Source organism: Nonomuraea sp. KM90 (assembly GCF_052246675.1).
In the GTDB taxonomy this organism is placed as follows: Bacteria; Actinomycetota; Actinomycetes; order Streptosporangiales; family Streptosporangiaceae; genus Nonomuraea.
Genome location: NZ_JBQQCB010000032.1, coordinates 58,170 through 74,932, shown reverse-complemented (window position 1 = coordinate 74,932; position 16,763 = coordinate 58,170). Strand labels below are relative to the sequence as shown.

The window sequence follows — 16,763 nt, the reverse complement described above, 5'->3', positions numbered from 1 at the left end:
TATCGGGGAAGTGTCGAAGGTCACGTTCCGCGAACGGGCGCGGTACTGGTTCGACAACACCATGTCCAGGGGCACGGTGTCGCTGATCGGCTGGCTGGCCGTGGCGTCGGTCGGGCTGATCGTGATCGTGGCCGGGCTCACGATGTGGCTGGCGCCCAACGAGCCCGAGGGCGTGGGGCATGCCGGGGAAGTGCTCTGGATCGCTCTCATGCACGCCCTGACCCCGGGCAAGGTGGCCAGCGACAAGGGCTCCCTCGCGTACATGGCCGTGATGTTCGTCTGCTCGCTCGGCGGCCTGTTCATCGTCAGCATGCTCGTCGGCCTGCTGTCGAACGGTCTCAAGCAGAAGGTGGACCGCCTGCGCAGGGGCCGTTCGCGGATCGTGGAGTCGGGGCACACGGTGGTGCTCGGCTGGTCGGACCAGGTGTTCACGATCGTGGCCGAGCTGGTCAAGGCGCACGCCAGCCAGAAGGGCTCGGTGATCGCCGTACTGGCGGACCGTGACAAGCTGGAGATGGAGGAGGCCATCCGCGAGCACGTCGGGGGCCTCGGCAGGACCCGGCTGGTCTGCCGCACCGGGCGGCCCACCGAGCCGCGCGACCTCGCGCTGATGAACCTGGCCGCGGCCCGCTCCGTCGTCGTGCTGTCCCCCGAGGGCGAGGACCCGGACGCCCACGTCATCAAGATCCTGCTCGCCCTGGCCAAGCGGCAGGGGGTCCACCCGCCGGTGGTCGCCGGGCTCACCTCCAGCCGCAACATCGCCGCCGCCCGCCTGGCCGGCGGCAAGGACGTGCACCTGGTCGACTCCGACGACACCGCCTCCCGGCTCATCGTGCAGTCCTCCCGCCAGTCCGGCATGTCCGTGGTCTGCATGGACCTGCTGAACTTCGACGGCGGCGAGATCTACCTGCGCACCCCGAAGAAGCTGGTGGGCGTCACGTACGGGGAGGCGCTGCACGCCTACCAGACGGCCTCCGTGATCGGCCTGCGCCGCCCCTCCGGCGTGGTGCTGAACCCGTCCGCGGACACCGTCATCGCCGCCGACGACCAGGTCATCGTCATCGCGCACGACGACTCCCACGTACGCCTGGCCGCCGGCAAGCCGTCGCTCGACGAGGCGGCCATCGTCGTGGCGGGGAAGGCGGCCACCGAGCCCGAGCGCACGCTCCTGCTCAACTGGAACGGCCGGGCCGAGCAGATCGTCCGCTACCTCGACGGCTACGTCGCCCCCGGCTCGGTCCTGGAGGTCGCCGCCGACCACCCCAAGGCCGGTACGAACCTCGCGGGCCTGCGCAACCTCACCGTGAACGTCAAGGACTGCGACACCACCGACAGGTTCGCCCTGGAGTCGCTCGGCGTGGGCCTGTTCCAGCACGTCATCGTGCTCTCCGACGACCGCTTCGACGCCCACCACTCCGACACGCGCACGCTCATGACGCTGCTGCAGCTGCGCGACATGCAGAGCACGCTCGGCGAGCACTACTCGATCGTCAGCGAGATGCACGACGAGAACAACCGCGCCCTGGCCGAGGTCACCGAGGCCGACGACATCGTGATCAGCGACACCGTCATCGGCCTGCTCCTGGCCCAGCTCGCCGAGAACCGGCACCTGGCGGACGTGTTCGGCTACCTCTTCGACTCGCAGGGCTCGGAGATCTACCCGCGCCCGGCGGGCGACTACGTGAAGACGGGCACGCGGGTGTCGTTCTCCACGGTCGTGGAGTCGGCGCGGCGCAGGGGCGAGACCGCCATCGGCTACCGCAACGCCACGGCGCGCAACGACCCGCCCCACTACGGCATCGTCCTGAACCCCGACAAGAACGTCCCCATCGTCCTGGGGCAGCGGGACTCGGTGATCGTCCTCGCCGAACGCTGACCGCTCAGCACCGCCCAGCACCGCCCAACACCGCCCAGCGCCGCTCAACACCGCCCAACACCACCCAGCGCCGCTCAACGCTGGCTCAGCGCCGCTCAACGCTGGCTCAACGCCGACCGCCGGCCGCCGCTGAGCTAGCGTTTGCCCTGTGAGGACGATTGACTGGGTCGACGGCGCCGTCGAGCTCGTGGACCAGACCCTGCTGCCCGACAAGTGCGTGATGCTGCGCATCCACACCGTGGGCGAGCTCGTGGACGCCATCCGGCGGCTGGCCGTGCGCGGCGCGCCCGCGCTCGGCGTGGCGGGGGCGCTCGGCGTCGCGCTGGCCGACGGCGACCCCGACCAGATCGCCGAGCTGCGCGCCGCCCGGCCCACCGCCGTCAACCTCGCGTGGGGTGTCGACCGGGTCGCCGCCCACCTGCCCGCCGGCCGCGAGGCCGTGCTGACCGCCGCGCTGCGCGTGCGCGACGACGACATCGCCGCCTGCCGGGCCATGGGGGAGCGCGGGGCCGACCTGCTCGAAGGCGAGCGGTTGCGGATCATGACCGTGTGCAACACCGGCGGGCTGGCCGCCGTCGAACGCGGCACCGCGCTCGGCGTCGTCCAGACGCTGCACGAGCGCGGGCGGCTGGCCGAGGTGCTGGTGCTGGAGACCCGGCCGCTGCTGCAGGGTGCCCGGCTCACGACGTGGGAGCTGGCCAGGATGGGCGCGCCGCACCGGCTCATCGCCGACTCGGCGGGGCCGTACCTGCTGGCCAAGGGCGAGGTGGACGCGGTGCTCATCGGCGCCGACCGCATCGCCGCCAACGGCGACACCGCCAACAAGATCGGCTCGTACGCGCTCGCGCTCGGCGCCGAACGGGCCGGCGTGCCGTTCGTCGTCGTCGCCCCCGAGTCCACGATCGACCAGAACACCGCCTCGGGCGACCAGATCGAGATCGAGGACCGTGACGGGGACGAGGTCGTGACCGTCCGGGGTGTCCGGCTGGCGCCGGAGGGGACGCGGGTGGCGAACCCGGCGTTCGATGTGACGCCGCACGATCTGATCAGCGCGATCGTGACCGAGCAGCGGGTGATCAGACCGTAGACCAAATCCCCGATCTCCAGGACCAGTCCGCGTTCCCCGCGTTACGCTCGGTCGTCCCGACAGCGACCCTCGGAGCTCACGGTGGCCATCGACCTGGTGTTACGGCGCGATTGGAACGCCCGCGCGCCGCGCGGCGACTACACACAGCTAGACTCCGCCAAGGGAGTCAAAGTCCACTACACCGGCGGCAGGGTGGAGCCGGGCATCGTGTCCGACCACGCCGGCTGCGTGGCCCTGGTGCGGTCGATCCAGGGCTACCACATGGACGGCAACGGCTGGATCGACATCGGATACTCCTACGTGGCCTGTCCGCACAAGAAGGTGTTCGAGGGGCGCGGGCTGCATCATCTGCCCGCCGCGAACGGCCCGGGGCTCAACGCCGGCCACTACGCCGTGCTCGGCCTGGTCGGCAACTCCGGCCTGGTCCAGCCGCCCGACGGGATCCTGCACGCGATCCTCGACGCGGTCCAGTACGTACGCGACCGCGGCCACGCCGGCAAGGAGATCAAGGGACACCGCGACGGCTACGCCACCGACTGCCCCGGCGAGCCGCTCTACGCCTGGGTCAGGCGCGGCGCCCCCAGGCCGGCGCCGGCCGACGGGTCCACGGCGCCGCCGTTCCCGGGCCGGCTGCTGAAGTACCCGCCGGTGCTGCGCGGGCAGGACGTGCGCACCTGGCAGGGGCGGATGAGCGAGCGCGGCTGGGAGCTGGCCGTGGACGGCTCGTACGGCGACGAGTCGCGCGACGTGTGCCGCCGGTTCCAGCGCCAGCAGGGCGTGGACGACGACGGGATCGTCGGGCCGATCACGTGGCGGCTGGCGTGGGAGGCGCCGCTCTCCCAGAGCTCATAGGGGCCGCCCCTGGGTTACCGGGGTCGCGGGCTTCCGCCTACTATCCGAACCATGGAACTGGCAGCGGGGTTCGCGTCCATCTCCCGCGACGGCTGGCGCGCGCTGGCGGTCGAGGTCCTGCGCAAGTCCGGGGTCGAGACCGGGTCGCCGGAGGAGGCGCTGTCCCGGACGACGTACGACGGGGTGACGGTCGCGCCGCTCTACGACGCGGACGACCTGCCGGGCGACCCGGGGCTGCCCGGCGCGGCCCCTTACCTGCGCGGCTCCCGGGCCCTCGCTGACCGGGCCGCCGATCGGGGCGCCGATCGGGCCGCCGGGTGGGACGTGCGGCAGCGGCACGCCGTGGCCGACCCCGAGGCCGTGCTGGCCGACCTGGAGAACGGCGTCACCTCGCTGTGGCTGGTCGTCGGCGACGGCGCGATCCCGGTGGGCTCGCTCGGCGCGGTGCTCAAGGACGTCTACCTCGACCTGGCGCCGGTCGTCCTGGAGGCCGGGGACCTGGCGCGGGAGGCCGCCGAGGCCCTGTTCGGCCTGGCCGCGGCCCGGGGCACCACGCTGAGCGGCAACCTGGGGGCCTCCGGGGCGCGCGGGCCGGGCGGGGTCGAGCTGGCGCTGCGCTGCGCCGCCGAGTTCCCGGGGCTGCGGGCCGTCACCGTGGACGCGACGCCGTACCACGACGCGGGCGGCAGCGACGCCGAGGAGCTGGGCTGCTCGATCGCCCGGGGCGTCGCCGAGCTGCGGGCCCTCACCGCCGGCGGCCTCACCGCCGCGCAGGCGCTGGGGCAGATCGAGTTCCGGTACGCCGCCACGGCCGACCAGTTCGCCACCATCGCCAAGCTGCGGGCCGCGCGCCGCCTGTGGGCCAGGGTCGCCGAGGTCTGCGGCGCGCCCGAGGCCGGCGGGCAGCGGCAGCACGCCGTCACCAGCTCGGCCATGATGACCGCCCGCGACCCGTGGGTGAACATGCTGCGCACCACCCTGGCCTGCTTCGCCGCCGGGGTGGGCGGTGCGGAGGCGGTCACCGTGCAGCCGTTCGACGCCTGCCTCGGCCTGCCGGACGCCTTCTCCCGCCGCATCGCCCGCAACACGCAGTCGCTGCTGCTGGAGGAGTCGGGGCTCGGGCGCGTGATCGACCCGGCCGGCGGCTCCTGGTACGTCGAACGCCGCACCGCCGACCTCGCCGAGGCTGCCTGGGCCTTCTTCCAGGAGATCGAGGCCGCCGGGGGGATCGCCGAGGCCGGGGAGCTGGTGTCCGCCCGCATCGCCGCCACCCGTGCCCGCCGCGACGACGACATCGCCCACCGCCGCTTCCCGATCACTGGCGTGAGCGAGTACCCGGACCTCGACGAGAAACCGCTCCGCCGCCCCTCCCCGGAGGCGGCCCCCGCCCCCGGGTCCGCCCGCCACCCGGCGGAGGACTCAGCGGAGACAGGCGAGCACGGCTCCTCCCGGCCCGCCGCGCACGGCGACGCCGAAGGGCCCGGTGGGTTGCCGAAGGTGCGGTACGCCGAGCCGTACGAGCGGTTGCGCGATCTGGCCGACGCGCGGCCCGAGCGGCCCAAGGTGTTCCTCGCCACCATCGGCCCCCTGGCCGCGCACACCGCCCGGGCCGCGTTCGCCGCCAACCTGTTCCAGGCGGGCGGCCTGGCCACCGAGACCGCCGGGCCCGGCGCCGACCCCGAGCAGATCGCCACCGCCTTCGCGGTCAGCGGCGCCACCGTGGCCTGCCTGTGCTCCAGCGACAAGCTGTACGCCCAGCACGCCGCCGCCGTGGCCACCGCCCTGCGCAGGGCGGGCGCGCGCAAGGTGTGGCTGGCGGGGAAGGGGCAGTACGAGGGCGTGGACGCCAACCTTCACGCCGGTTGCGACGCGCTGGCCGTGCTCCGCGAGACCTTCGACGACCTGGAGGTGACCCGATGATCCCCGACTTCTCCGGCATCCCGCTCGGCCCCCTGCCCGAACGGCCGGCGCCGGCCCCGGAGGCGACGGAGTCCGGGGGTGAGGTGTGGGAGACCCCCGAGGGCATCGCGGTCAAGCCGCTCTACGCCGCCCCCGACCTGGAGGGCCTCGACTTCCTGCGCACCTACCCCGGCGCCGCCCCCTACCTGCGCGGTCCCTACCCCACCATGTACGTCAACCAGCCCTGGACCATCCGCCAGTACGCGGGCTTCTCCACGGCCGAGGACTCCAACGCCTTCTACCGGCGCAACCTGGCGGCCGGCCAGAAGGGCCTGTCGGTGGCCTTCGACCTGGCCACGCACCGGGGCTACGACTCCGACCACCCCCGGGTGGCCGGTGACGTGGGCATGGCCGGGGTGGCGATCGACTCGATCTACGACATGCGGCAGCTCTTCGACGGCATCCCGCTCGACCGCATGTCCGTGTCCATGACCATGAACGGCGCCGTGCTGCCCGTCCTCGCCCTCTACATCGTGGCGGCCGAGGAGCAGGGCGTGCCGCCGGAGCAGCTCGCCGGGACCATCCAGAACGACATCCTCAAGGAGTTCATGGTCCGCAACACCTACATCTATCCACCGGCGCCGTCCATGCGGATCATTTCGGATATCTTCGCTTATACGAGCGAGAAGATGCCGAAATTCAACTCCATCAGCATTTCCGGCTACCACATCCAGGAAGCCGGCGCCACGCTGGACCTGGAGCTGGCCTACACGCTCGCCGACGGGGTCGAATACCTGCGCGCCGGGGTCGGAGCGGGCATGGACATCGACCGTTTCGCGCCGCGCCTGTCGTTCTTCTGGTGCATCGGCATGAACTTCTTCATGGAGGTCGCCAAGCTCCGCGCCGCCCGGCTGCTCTGGGCCAGGCTCGTGTCCGGATTCGGGGCCGGGAACCCGAAATCGCTGAGCCTCCGTACGCACAGCCAGACCTCGGGCTGGTCGCTCACCGCGCAGGACGTCTTCAACAACGTCGCCCGCACCTGCGTCGAGGCCATGGCCGCCACCCAGGGCCACACCCAGTCGCTGCACACCAACGCCCTCGACGAGGCCCTGGCCCTGCCCACCGACTTCTCCGCCCGCATCGCCCGCAACACCCAGCTCCTCCTCCAGCAGGAGTCCGGCACCACGCAGGTCATCGACCCCTGGGGCGGCTCCTACTACGTCGAGCGCCTCACCCACGACCTCGCCGAGCGTGCCTGGGCCCACATCCAGGAGGTCGAGGCCGCCGGGGGCATGGCCAAGGCCATCGAGGCCGGGCTGCCCAAGCTGCGCATCGAGGAGGCCGCGGCCCGTACCCAGGCCCGGATCGACTCCGGGCGCCAGCCGGTGATCGGCGTGAACAAGTACCGGGCGAGCGCCGACGAGACGATCGACGTGCTCAAGGTCGACAACAGCGCCGTACGCGCCCAGCAGCTCGACAAGCTCGCCCGCCTCAGGGCCGAACGCGACGGCGAGACCGTCCGCCGCGCCCTCGACGCGCTCACCAAGGCCGCCGGGCACCCGGCCCCCGGCCTGGAGCACAACCTGCTCAAGCTGGCCGTGGACGCCGCCCGCGCGAAGGCCACGGTGGGGGAGATCTCCGACGCGCTCGAGCGGGTGTTCGGCCGGCACGCCGAGCAGGTGCGTACCATCACTGGCGTGTACCGCGACGAGTCAGGTTCGGCCGCCGGCGTCGAACGCGTCCGCCTGGCCTGCGCCGACTTCGAGCGGGCCGAGGGCCGCCGGCCGCGCATCCTGGTCGCCAAGATGGGCCAGGACGGCCACGACCGCGGCCAGAAGGTGATCGCCACCGCCTTCGCCGACCTGGGCTTCGACGTGGACGTCGGCCCGCTGTTCCAGACGCCGGAGGAGGTCGCCAGGCAGGCGGTCGAGGCCGACGTGCACGTCGTGGGCGTCTCGTCGCTGGCCGCCGGGCATCTCACGCTGGTGCCGGCGCTGCGCGAGGCCCTGGCCGACCTCGACGCCGCCGACATCATGATCGTGGTGGGCGGCGTCATCCCGCCCGGCGACCACGACGAGCTGCGGGCCGCGGGCGCCGCCGCGATCTTCCCGCCCGGGACCGTGATCGCCGACGCCGCCCTCGACCTGCTGGAACAGCTCCGGAACCGTCAGTAGGTCCCCTGGTCGCACATCGTGACCGTGATCGTCCGCTGCACGGCGACGGGCGAGGTGATCCGCAGCGTGACGCTGTGGGTGCCGCCCGTGCTCGTGAGGGTGCGCGGAGAGGTGAGGTAGCGCCGGCCGTTCTCGGAGATGACCGCCGACGAACGGCCCGCGGCGGCGCCGTCGATGACCCAGGTGTAGCTGAAGTTCACCGGGCTGCCCGTGCGCCGGACGAGCGCCTGGAGCGTCACCTCGCCGCCGGCCCAGCACTCGCCGTTCCTGGTGCCGCCGGGTCGTACGTAGACGAGCATGAGGCGGTCCGTGGCGGCGGCCGGGGTGGTGGCGACCGCCTGGCCGTCGTCGGGGACCGAGCTGGGGGTGCCCTCCGTCTGGGGGGTCGGCCTGGCGGTACGGGTCCGCCTGGGGGTCGGCGGGCCGGCGGCCGGGGAGGTCGGGTTGCCGGTGACGACGGCGACGGTCTCGGTCTTGGGGGTGGGCGTGGTGGGGGTGAGCCAGACGATGGCGCCGGCCAGCGCGCACACGGACACGCCGGAGACGCCCGCGATGATCACCGTCCTGACCCGCCGGCCCCACGACCGCCGGGCAGGCGCCTGCCCCTCGCCGCTCCCGCCGTGGTGCTCCTGCCCGGGGCCGTTCCCGTCGTGCGCACCCGGGTGCTCCTGGCCGGCCCGGCCGAAGGACGCCCCATCCGAGGGTAAGGACGCTCCGTCCGGGGGGAAGGACGCTGGCGCCACCGCCGTGGCCGTCACCGCCGTGGCTGCCCGCGCCTCCGTCCGGTCCCGCGATCCGGGGGCGGCGGCCTGGGGCTCGACGGGGGAGGAGAGGTCGAACAGCGCCTGAAGCGGCGAGGTGACCTGCCCGGCCCCCTCGGGCGCACCGGGCTCACCCGGCATCCGATGCGCCTGCGCCTGCGCCGCGCGGTGATGGGGGCCATGTTGGGCGGCAGGGTGGGCGGCAGGGTGGGCGGCCGGGTGGTGGTGCGGCGCGGTGGTCCGCGACGGGGCCCGGTGCGGGTCGCCCGGAGCGGGGTGGGCTCCGGGCCCGCCCTGGTGCGGGGCAGCGGAGGCCGGGTGTGCCGCCGACGTGTCCTGCGCCGGGCCCTGGTGCGCGGCCGGCGGCCGGCGGCGGGTGGTGGCCTGGGCGGGGTCCTGGTGCGGGTCCCGCGTCCGGCGGGCCGGAGTGCCCTGACCCGTCCCGGGAACCTGCGCGGCGCCGGTGGTGGCGGCGGTGCCGGTGGTGGTCGGGGCGCCGCCGGTGGTGGGCGCGGTGCCGGACGGGTGGGGGTGCGGGGACGTGGGGGCGCGGCCGGGGGCCGTGGGCGAGGGGCGGCTCTGGGGCCTGTCCAGGGTGCGGTCCTGGGTGTCCCAGTCGGACTCGGGCGTGTCGGCGGCGGGCTGGTCCTGGGTCGGGGCCGCGTACGGGGTGGCGGCGGGCTGGTCCTGAGTCGGGGCCGCGTACGGGGTGGCGGGCCGGCGGGAGGGGGCGGCCAGGCGCAGCAGGACGTCGCGCATCGAGGGCCGGGCCGCCGGCTCCTTGGCCAGGCAGGCGGGCACGATGTCGCGCAGCGGCCGGCCCAGCTCCCCGAGCCGCGGTTCCTCGTGCAGGATGCGGTTGATCACCGCGGGCAGCGCGTCGTCCCCGAAGGGCGGCACGCCGGTGGACGCGTACACGAGAACCGACGCCCACGCGAACACGTCGGCCGCGGCCCCCACCGGCTTCCCGGCGAGCTGCTCGGGCGCCATGTACGCCGGCGTCCCCACGATGTTGCTGGTCGCCTTCATGCCCGAGCTCAGCGCAGCGGCGATGCCGAAGTCGACGACCCGCGCCCCGTCCGGCCCCAGCAGGACGTTGGACGGCGTGAAGTCGCCGTGGACGACGCCGGCCTGGTGGATCGCGTCGAGCGCGGTCGCGGTCGCCACGGCGAGCCGCTGCAGCTCCGCCCCGCCGCGCCGGCCCGCCTGCTGCAACGAGGGCCCGTCCACGTACTCGGCCACGATGTACGGCCTGCCGCTGGTCGAGGCGTCGAGCACCTGCGCGAGGCAGAACGGCTCGACCTTGCGCGCGGCGGCGATCTCCTTGGCCAGGCGCTCGCCCACGGCCAGCCCCTCGCGCAGCACCTTGACGGCGACCGGGGTTCCGTTGCGTGCCTGGCCGAGGTAGACGACACCGTGGCCGCCCGCGCCGAGCCGCCCGACCAGCCGGTAGGGTCCCACCGCTGCCGGGTCGCCCTCGCGGAGGGGTTCGACGTTGGGCATGAGGGGAGTGACTCCTGTGACGGCTGAGATCAGAACTCCAGCACCCTACTGGCAAAAGTCAAGACTTGTCAGAAGTTAAGCTGATCATTGCGAAGAAAGGGGGCAAGTCGGGTGCATTCGCTGGAGGACTACGCCAACGGCGTCCGGGCCGGCTCCCGTACCTGGACCGCCCGCGCGATCACTCTGGTCGAGTCGACCAGGCCCGACCACATGGCGCTGGCGCAGCGGCTGCTCGTCGAGCTCACCCCGCTCACCGGGCACGCCCGCCGGGTCGGCATCTCCGGCGTTCCGGGCGTGGGGAAGTCCACGTTCATCGACGCGCTCGGCACGCTCCTGACCGGGCAGGGGCACAAGGTCGCCGTCCTGGCCGTGGACCCGTCCTCCACCCGGACGGGCGGCAGCATCCTCGGCGACAAGACCCGCATGGCCCGCCTGGCGGTCGATCCCGCCGCCTTCATCCGGCCCTCGCCGACCTCCGGCACCCTCGGCGGCGTCACCAAGGCGACCAGGGAGGCGATGGTCGTCGTGGAGGCGGCCGGGTTCGACGTGGTCCTGGTGGAGACCGTCGGCGTGGGCCAGTCGGAGACCTCGGTGGCCGACATGGTGGACACGTTCCTGCTGCTCACCCTGGCCCGCACCGGCGACCAGCTCCAGGGCATCAAGAAGGGCGTGCTGGAGCTGGCCGACGTCATCGCGGTCAACAAGGCCGACGGCGAGTACGAGCTGCCCGCCAGGAAGGCGGCCCGCGAGCTGTCGGGGGCGCTGCGCATGCTCCGCTCCGACACGGGCCCGCCGCCCGTACTGACCTGCAGCGGGCTCACCGGCGACGGGCTGGACCAGCTCTGGCGGCGCGTGCTGGCCCACCAGGACTCGCTCGACCTGCCCGCCAAGCGCCGCCGCCAGCAGGTCCGCTGGACGTGGACGCTCGTGCAGGACCGGCTGCTGGCCGAGCTGCGCCACGACCCCGAGGTGGCGGCGATCACGGCGGAGGTGGAGCGCGAGGTGCTGGCGGGCGAGATCACGCCGTCCCTGGCGGCCGACCGCCTCCTGTCGGCGTTCAAACGCCCTTGATCTTTTCCGTCACATCCACGATGTGGCCTCATGAGGCCCTATTTGGAGCAGCATCGGAAACCTCCGGGTGGAGATACCTCTCCCGAGGTTGAAATATCCATCCCTCCCCCGACGGAGCCGGGAGAAGGGGTTGCGTGATCCATGTCACGATGTCGCGCAACCAAGGTGGGGAGAGGCGCATATGGGTGCGGAATCGATGCTGCCCGGAAGGGTGACGGACGCGCTGGAGGAGTACGGCCGCCTCCTGGACGAGCACGGCATCACCTGGGGCGAGCCGGAGATCCACTACGTGAAGTTCATCGCCAGGCGCAGGGTGCTGCCGCCCGCGCTGTTCGACCGGTTCTGGCAGCTGGTGTTCCAGGCGGTCGCCGAGAGCCATCCCGACACCCCGCGCGACCAGCTCGCCGCCCGCCTGGACGAGCCCGACTACGACCGCGTGCTGCGCGACACCCTCGACGGCCGGTTGCCCGGACACCTCGTCGCCGTACGCGTCGACTCCGGCGGCGCCACCCTCGAAGGGGAGCCGCGGACGATCCTGCTGCCCTCCCGGCCGCTGCGCCCGCTCCGGAGCGACGGGCTCCGGCGGCGCGGCACGGGCGGCGCGGGAGCCGCGGGCGGCACGGGCGGCACGGGGCCGCGGTGGGCGAAGGAGGTGCCGCTCGTCGTGCGCGCGGGCGGGGCCCAGCCGGCGGAGCCGGGCGGATCCGCCCTGCCGGCCGGCTGGAAGGAGGGGCTCACGCCCGGAACGCCGCTGCCGGGGCGCGGCGAGGAGCGGATCTCCCTGCTCATCGACTCCAGGCGCGACGAGCCCTGCGTGGTCGGCGTGGACGACACCCAGCGGGTGGTCGCCCCGCGCGGCGCCTGGCTGGTCGAGGTGGACCAGGACAGCATCGTCGTCGTGGACGGCGTCCGCATCCGCCTGGACAGCCTCCTGCGGCCCGTCCATTCGGCCAGGTTGCGCCTGGTGGCCGGGATGCCCTGCCGGTGGAGCGTCGTGGCCGCCGACGGCAGCGGCTGGTTCCCGGCCGACACCCCCAACCGCCACGACTACCACGGCCGCCCGTACTTCCACGGCGACGACCTCGTCGTGGAGGTCCCCTGCATGCCCGTGACGATCAGGGTGGCCAGGGGCATGGAGTACGACGAGGCCGAGCTGGAGATCACCCCCGACCCGGGCGGGGAGCACCTGGTCGAGCTGGCCCCCGCCCGCCTCTACGACGCCGCCGCCCGCGGCTGGTACGGCGGCGACCTGCACGTCCACCTCAACTGGGCCGGCGACCTGGTGGCGGTGCCCGCCGACGCGGCCGCCGCCCAGCACGGCGAGGACCTGCACGTGCTCAACCTGCTGGCCGCCAACGTCTCGGGCCGGCGGGTGTACGACCGGGAGGCGCTGGAGCACTGGACGGGCGAGGACCTGCCCTGGTCCGACGGCACGCACGTGGCCAGGATGGGCGTCGAATACCGAAACGACCTGCTCGGCCACATCTACGCCTTCGCGCCGCGCTCGGCCCCCGGCCGCTACCACACCGGGTTCGACGGCGACGCCGACTGGCCGCCCAACGCCGACGGGCTGCGCGAGCTGCGCGGGCTCGGCGCGCTCGTGGGCTACAGCCACCCCTTTCGCACCCCGATCGGCGAGGGCGACCCGCCCAAGGGGGTCGTCTCGCCGGTGCCGCGCAACTGCGCCGCCCGCGAGCTGGTCGCCGACGCCGCGCTCGGGCTGGTGGACAGCCTCGACGTGCTCACCCACGCCTCGATCCCGGCGACGGCGGCGGTGTACCGGCGGCTGATCGGCGCGGGCAACCGGCTGGCGGTGACGGCGGGCACGGACGCGATGATCTCCTTCACCCGCTCCGACAACCAGTCGAACCCGCCCGGCTGGGCCCGCGTCTACGCCCGCGTCGAGGGGGAGCTGACGGCCAGGACGTTCGCGGCCGCCGTGCGCGCGGGCCGTACGTTCGCCACCACCGGCCCCTGGCTGGAGCTGTCGGTGGACGGCCACGGCCCCGGCCACGTGCTGGCCGCCCGCAGGGGCGACCGCGTCAGCGTCACGGCCACCGCGATGGGCCCCGAGGTGGCGGCGGTGCGCATCCGCACCGCCGACGGCGTGCGGGCGGGCGCCGAGCGGCTGCCGGCCGACGACCGGCGGGGCGAGGAGCAGCTGACGGTGACGGCCGAGCTCCGCGTGGACGGGCCCACGTACGTGGTCGCCGAGGTCCTGTGCGACCCGCATCCGCGTACGCTGACCGCCACGGGGTACGCCCTCACCAGCCCCGTCTATGTCGACGTGGACGGCAGGCAGGTCGCCAGACGGGAGGACGTGCTGTGGTGCCTGGAATGGCTGGATCTGCTGGAGGACCTGATCAGGCAGCACGGCCGGCTGGCCAGCCCTTACCAGTTCGGCGACCACGTGTCCCTGCTGCAGCAGGCCAGGACGGTCTACCAGGCGCGGCTCGGCTGACGCTGGTGGAGGTCAAGGCCCTGCTGGGCGCCCACCCCGGCTGGCTGGAGCACCTGGAGTCGCTCGGCGGCGTCGACATCGCCCTTCCCGACGACCTCCCCGACGAGCTGCTGCGGCTCGCGGTGCCGCACGAGGACGTCAACGCGGTCCTCGCGGCCCGCCCCGAGCCGGGCAGCGGGCAGTGGTGGCTGGCCGAGCGGTGCGTGCACTCGCTGGTGTCCACGATGGGACGCCCGGACGACGACCCGCCCCGGTTCCCGCCGCTGCCGGAGCTGGGTCCGTACTTCTACGTGTACGTCTTCCTGGCCGCCCTGCCGCACACCCGGGCCTACCACCGGCGGCTGGGCATCCCCGAGGAGGTGTCCTGGGCCACGCTCGCCGACCTGGGCCGCAACATGGCGGTGCACCGCAAGCGCCACGGGACCGGCGGCCTGAACGCGCCCAACTGGTTCACGCTGCACGCCAGGGGCCTCCTGTACGCGCTGGGCCGGCTCCAGTTCAACCGCGAGGCCCTGGACCCGGAGACCGCCGCCGGCATCCGGGCCGCCGGGCGGCCGGCGGAGCCGGGCGTCCACGCGCTCGGGGTGCACATCCCCGACTTCCGCGGCCCGCTGACGCCCGAGGCGTGCGACGCGTCCTTCGAGCGGGCCCGCGCGTTCTTCCCCCGGCACTTCCCCGGCGCGGAGCCCCAGGTCATGACGTGCGGGTCGTGGCTGCTGGACGACCAGCTCGCCCGCTACCTGCCCGCCGCCTCCAACATCCTCGCCTTCCAGCGCCGCTTCCACCTGCTGGGACGCTTCGACGGGGGCGACGCGCTGGGGTTCGTGTTCGGCGGCGAGGCGGTCACGGCACCGGAGGAGCTGCCCCGGCGCACGCGGCTGGAGCGGGCCCTCGCCGACCACCTGGCAGCCGGCGGCGCCTGGTACGGCCGCGTCGGCTGGCTGCCCTTCTGACAATCTCGAGGCACGCGAATTCAGGCCGCATGTGCTAAATTTTGGCCATGCGGTCAGAAAATGATCCGGGTGGCCAGAAGGCGCGCTCGTTCATCGAGGAGGCCCGGCGGGCCCAGATCGTGGCCTCCGCCATCGAGGTCATCGCCGAGGTCGGGTTCGCCCAGGCGTCGCTGGCGCGGATCGCCAGGCACGCGGGCATCAGCAAAGGCGTCATCTCCTACCACTTCGCCGGCAAGGAGGAGCTGATGGAGGAGGTCGTCAACCGCACCTACGGGGCCATCGCCGATCACGTGCTGGCCGAGATGGAGGGCCTCACCACGGCCACCGAGCTGCTCAGGACGCACATCCTGTCGGTCGCCGAGCACATGCGCGGCAACCGCACCCAGCTCAGGGCGCTGGGGGAGATCTTCGCCAACCTCAGGACCGCCGACGGGCAGCCCCGCTACGGGATCAAGGCGAACGAGGAGGTCTACCGGGCGGTGGAGCAGATCTACCGGCTCGGCCAGCGGAACGGGGAGTTCAGGGACTTCGACGTCCGCGTCATGGCCATCACCCAGTCCTCGGCCATCGACAACATGTTCGCCTACTGGGTCGCCTTCCCCGATCACGACCTGGACGCGCACGCCAGGGAACTCGCCGACCTCTTCGAAAGGGCATGCCGCGCATGACGGTGGAAACGAGCACCAGGACCAGGCTCCACGCGATCGACAACCTGCGGATCGTGCTGACCGCATTAGTGGTGGCCCACCACGTCGCGATCACGTACGGGAACATCCCGCTGTGGTTCTACGTCGAGCCGGCCAAGGATCCCTCGGGCCTCGTGCTCGACGTCCTGGCCATGTTCAACCAGGCGTTCTTCATGGGGTTCTTCTTCCTCATCTCCGGCTTCTTCACCCCCGGATCCCACGACCGCAAGGGCACCCGCTCCTTCGTGCGCGACCGCCTGATCCGGCTGGGCATCCCGCTGCTCGTCTTCCTCGTGCTGCTGCGGCCGCTGGTCAACTTCGGCGGTCTGGCCGACCGGCCGGGCATGCCGTACTGGCAGTACTACCTCGGCTCGTGGGACCCGGGGCCCATGTGGTTCGCCGAGGTGCTGATCGTGTTCGCGGTGGCGTACGCGGTGTGGCGGAGCCTGCGGCGGCCGATGGAGCAGCGCGTCGCCCCGCTGCGGTTCGCCTGGGTCGCGGCCTTCGTGCTGGGGCTGGCGGCCGTCACGTTCCTGTGGCGGATCCCGGTGCCGACCGGCACCTACGTGCCGGTGCTCGGGCTGCCCTCGCCGCAGTTCATGCCGCAGTACGCGAGCATGTTCGTGCTCGGGTGCGTGGCCTTCCGGCGCGGCTGGTTCGAGTCGCTGCCCGCGCGGGCGGGCCGGCTCGGGCTGATCGCGGCCGGCGTGTCGAGCGCGGTGCTGCTGCCACCGTCGTTCCTGACCACCGGGGCGGTGGCCGAGGCGCTGACGGCGCTCTGGGAGTCCGCCTTCGCGGTCAGCATGATCATCGGGCTGACGGTGCTGTTCAGGGAGCGCTTCGGCGGGCAGGGCCCGCGCGGCCGGTTCCTGTCCGAGCACGCCTTCACCGTCTACATCATCCATCCGCTCGTACTCGTCGGCCTGGGCTGGGCGCTGCGGTGGCTGGAGGCCGCCGCCGTCGTCAAGTTCGCCGTCATGCTGGTCCTGGCGCTGCCGCTGTGCTGGTGGGCGGCCTATCTGGTGCGCTCCCTGCCCGGCGCCAAGCGGGTGTTGTGAGCGGGCGCTAGGCGGGTTCCGTGAGCAGGGCGGGCAGGGGAGCGGGGCGGCCGTCGCGCACGCACACGTACGTGATCGTGCCGACGGCCACCAGCTCGTCCCCGCGCCGCATCGTGAACCGCATGGTGATCGACGTGGTCCCGACCCTGGCCGGCGCGCTCTCCACCGCCAGCACGTCGCCGAGCCGGGCGGGCGCGTGGTGCTCGCAGCCGCTGGCCTTGACCACCAGGTCGGCGCCCTCCCGCCGGAGCCGCTCGTAGCCGCCCCGGCCGCCGAGCCAGTCGAGGAAGGCGTCCTCGAAGTACTCGTAGTAGCGGGTCGCGTGCATCATGGCCTGGGCGTCGCAGTGCCGTGGCCGCACCGGCAGGTGGGAGATCATCCG

At 73.2% G+C, this 16,763-nt stretch carries 12 protein-coding genes; 10 read left to right on the top strand and 2 right to left on the bottom strand.

Annotation, left to right across the window (positions count from 1 at the left end; translation table 11 throughout):
* Positions 1–10: 10 nt before the first annotated feature.
* From ACTWPW_RS28580 to scpA, 5 genes are all read left to right on the top strand, one after another.
* Positions 11–1,876, top strand: a complete 1,866-nt coding sequence (locus ACTWPW_RS28580) for a CASTOR/POLLUX-related putative ion channel (RefSeq protein ID WP_375109466.1) — start codon at positions 11–13, stop codon at positions 1,874–1,876.
* A 148-nt stretch (positions 1,877–2,024) separates the two neighbouring features.
* The gene (gene mtnA / locus ACTWPW_RS28575; RefSeq protein WP_375109467.1) at positions 2,025–2,963 is read left to right on the top strand and encodes an S-methyl-5-thioribose-1-phosphate isomerase; all 939 of its coding nucleotides are present in this window, start codon (positions 2,025–2,027) and stop codon (positions 2,961–2,963) included.
* Between the two features lie 81 nt (positions 2,964–3,044).
* Positions 3,045–3,815 (top strand): peptidoglycan recognition protein family protein, encoded by a 771-nt coding sequence (locus tag ACTWPW_RS28570; RefSeq protein ID WP_443170449.1) that lies wholly within the window; start codon positions 3,045–3,047, stop codon positions 3,813–3,815.
* A 51-nt stretch (positions 3,816–3,866) separates the two neighbouring features.
* Positions 3,867–5,735 carry a methylmalonyl-CoA mutase family protein gene (locus ACTWPW_RS28565; RefSeq protein ID WP_443170448.1) on the top strand — a complete coding sequence of 623 codons (1,869 nt, stop codon included), beginning with the start codon at positions 3,867–3,869 and terminating at the stop codon, positions 5,733–5,735.
* Positions 5,732–7,888 carry a methylmalonyl-CoA mutase gene (gene scpA, locus ACTWPW_RS28560; RefSeq protein WP_375109470.1) on the top strand — a complete coding sequence of 719 codons (2,157 nt, stop codon included), beginning with the start codon at positions 5,732–5,734 and terminating at the stop codon, positions 7,886–7,888. The genes ACTWPW_RS28565 and scpA overlap by 4 nt, the downstream gene beginning before the upstream one ends.
* On the opposite strand, the gene ACTWPW_RS28555 is transcribed toward scpA, so the two are convergent.
* A complete protein-coding gene (locus ACTWPW_RS28555; protein WP_443170447.1) occupies positions 7,882–10,152 on the bottom strand; it encodes a protein kinase domain-containing protein in 2,271 nt (756 codons plus the stop codon). The two genes, scpA and ACTWPW_RS28555, sit on opposite strands and share 7 nt — an antisense overlap.
* A gap of 111 nt (positions 10,153–10,263) precedes the next feature.
* Here ACTWPW_RS28555 and meaB point away from each other — a divergent pair, with 111 nt between their 5' ends.
* The 5 genes from meaB (at position 10,264) to ACTWPW_RS28530 (ending at position 16,381) form a co-directional block, all read left to right on the top strand.
* On the top strand, positions 10,264–11,223 hold the full coding sequence (meaB, locus tag ACTWPW_RS28550) for a methylmalonyl Co-A mutase-associated GTPase MeaB (protein ID WP_375109472.1): 960 nt from the start codon (positions 10,264–10,266) through the stop codon (positions 11,221–11,223).
* A gap of 181 nt (positions 11,224–11,404) precedes the next feature.
* Positions 11,405–13,684: a CehA/McbA family metallohydrolase gene (locus tag ACTWPW_RS28545; protein WP_443170446.1), complete on the top strand. Its 2,280-nt coding sequence runs from the start codon at positions 11,405–11,407 to the stop codon at positions 13,682–13,684.
* Between the two features lie 5 nt (positions 13,685–13,689).
* Positions 13,690–14,637 carry an acyltransferase domain-containing protein gene (locus ACTWPW_RS28540; RefSeq protein WP_443170445.1) on the top strand — a complete coding sequence of 316 codons (948 nt, stop codon included), beginning with the start codon at positions 13,690–13,692 and terminating at the stop codon, positions 14,635–14,637.
* A gap of 47 nt (positions 14,638–14,684) precedes the next feature.
* Complete coding sequence (locus ACTWPW_RS28535) at positions 14,685–15,305, top strand: TetR/AcrR family transcriptional regulator (RefSeq protein ID WP_443170444.1); 621 nt, start codon at positions 14,685–14,687, stop codon at positions 15,303–15,305.
* The gene (locus ACTWPW_RS28530) at positions 15,302–16,381 is read left to right on the top strand and encodes an acyltransferase family protein (RefSeq protein ID WP_443170443.1); all 1,080 of its coding nucleotides are present in this window, start codon (positions 15,302–15,304) and stop codon (positions 16,379–16,381) included. Before ACTWPW_RS28535 ends, ACTWPW_RS28530 begins: the two co-directional genes overlap by 4 nt.
* 7 nt (positions 16,382–16,388) lie before the next feature.
* Here ACTWPW_RS28530 and ACTWPW_RS28525 read toward each other — a convergent pair whose 3' ends face one another.
* Complete coding sequence (locus ACTWPW_RS28525; protein WP_443170442.1) at positions 16,389–16,760, bottom strand: acyl-CoA thioesterase; 372 nt, start codon at positions 16,758–16,760, stop codon at positions 16,389–16,391.
* Between the last annotated feature and the right edge of the window lie 3 nt (positions 16,761–16,763).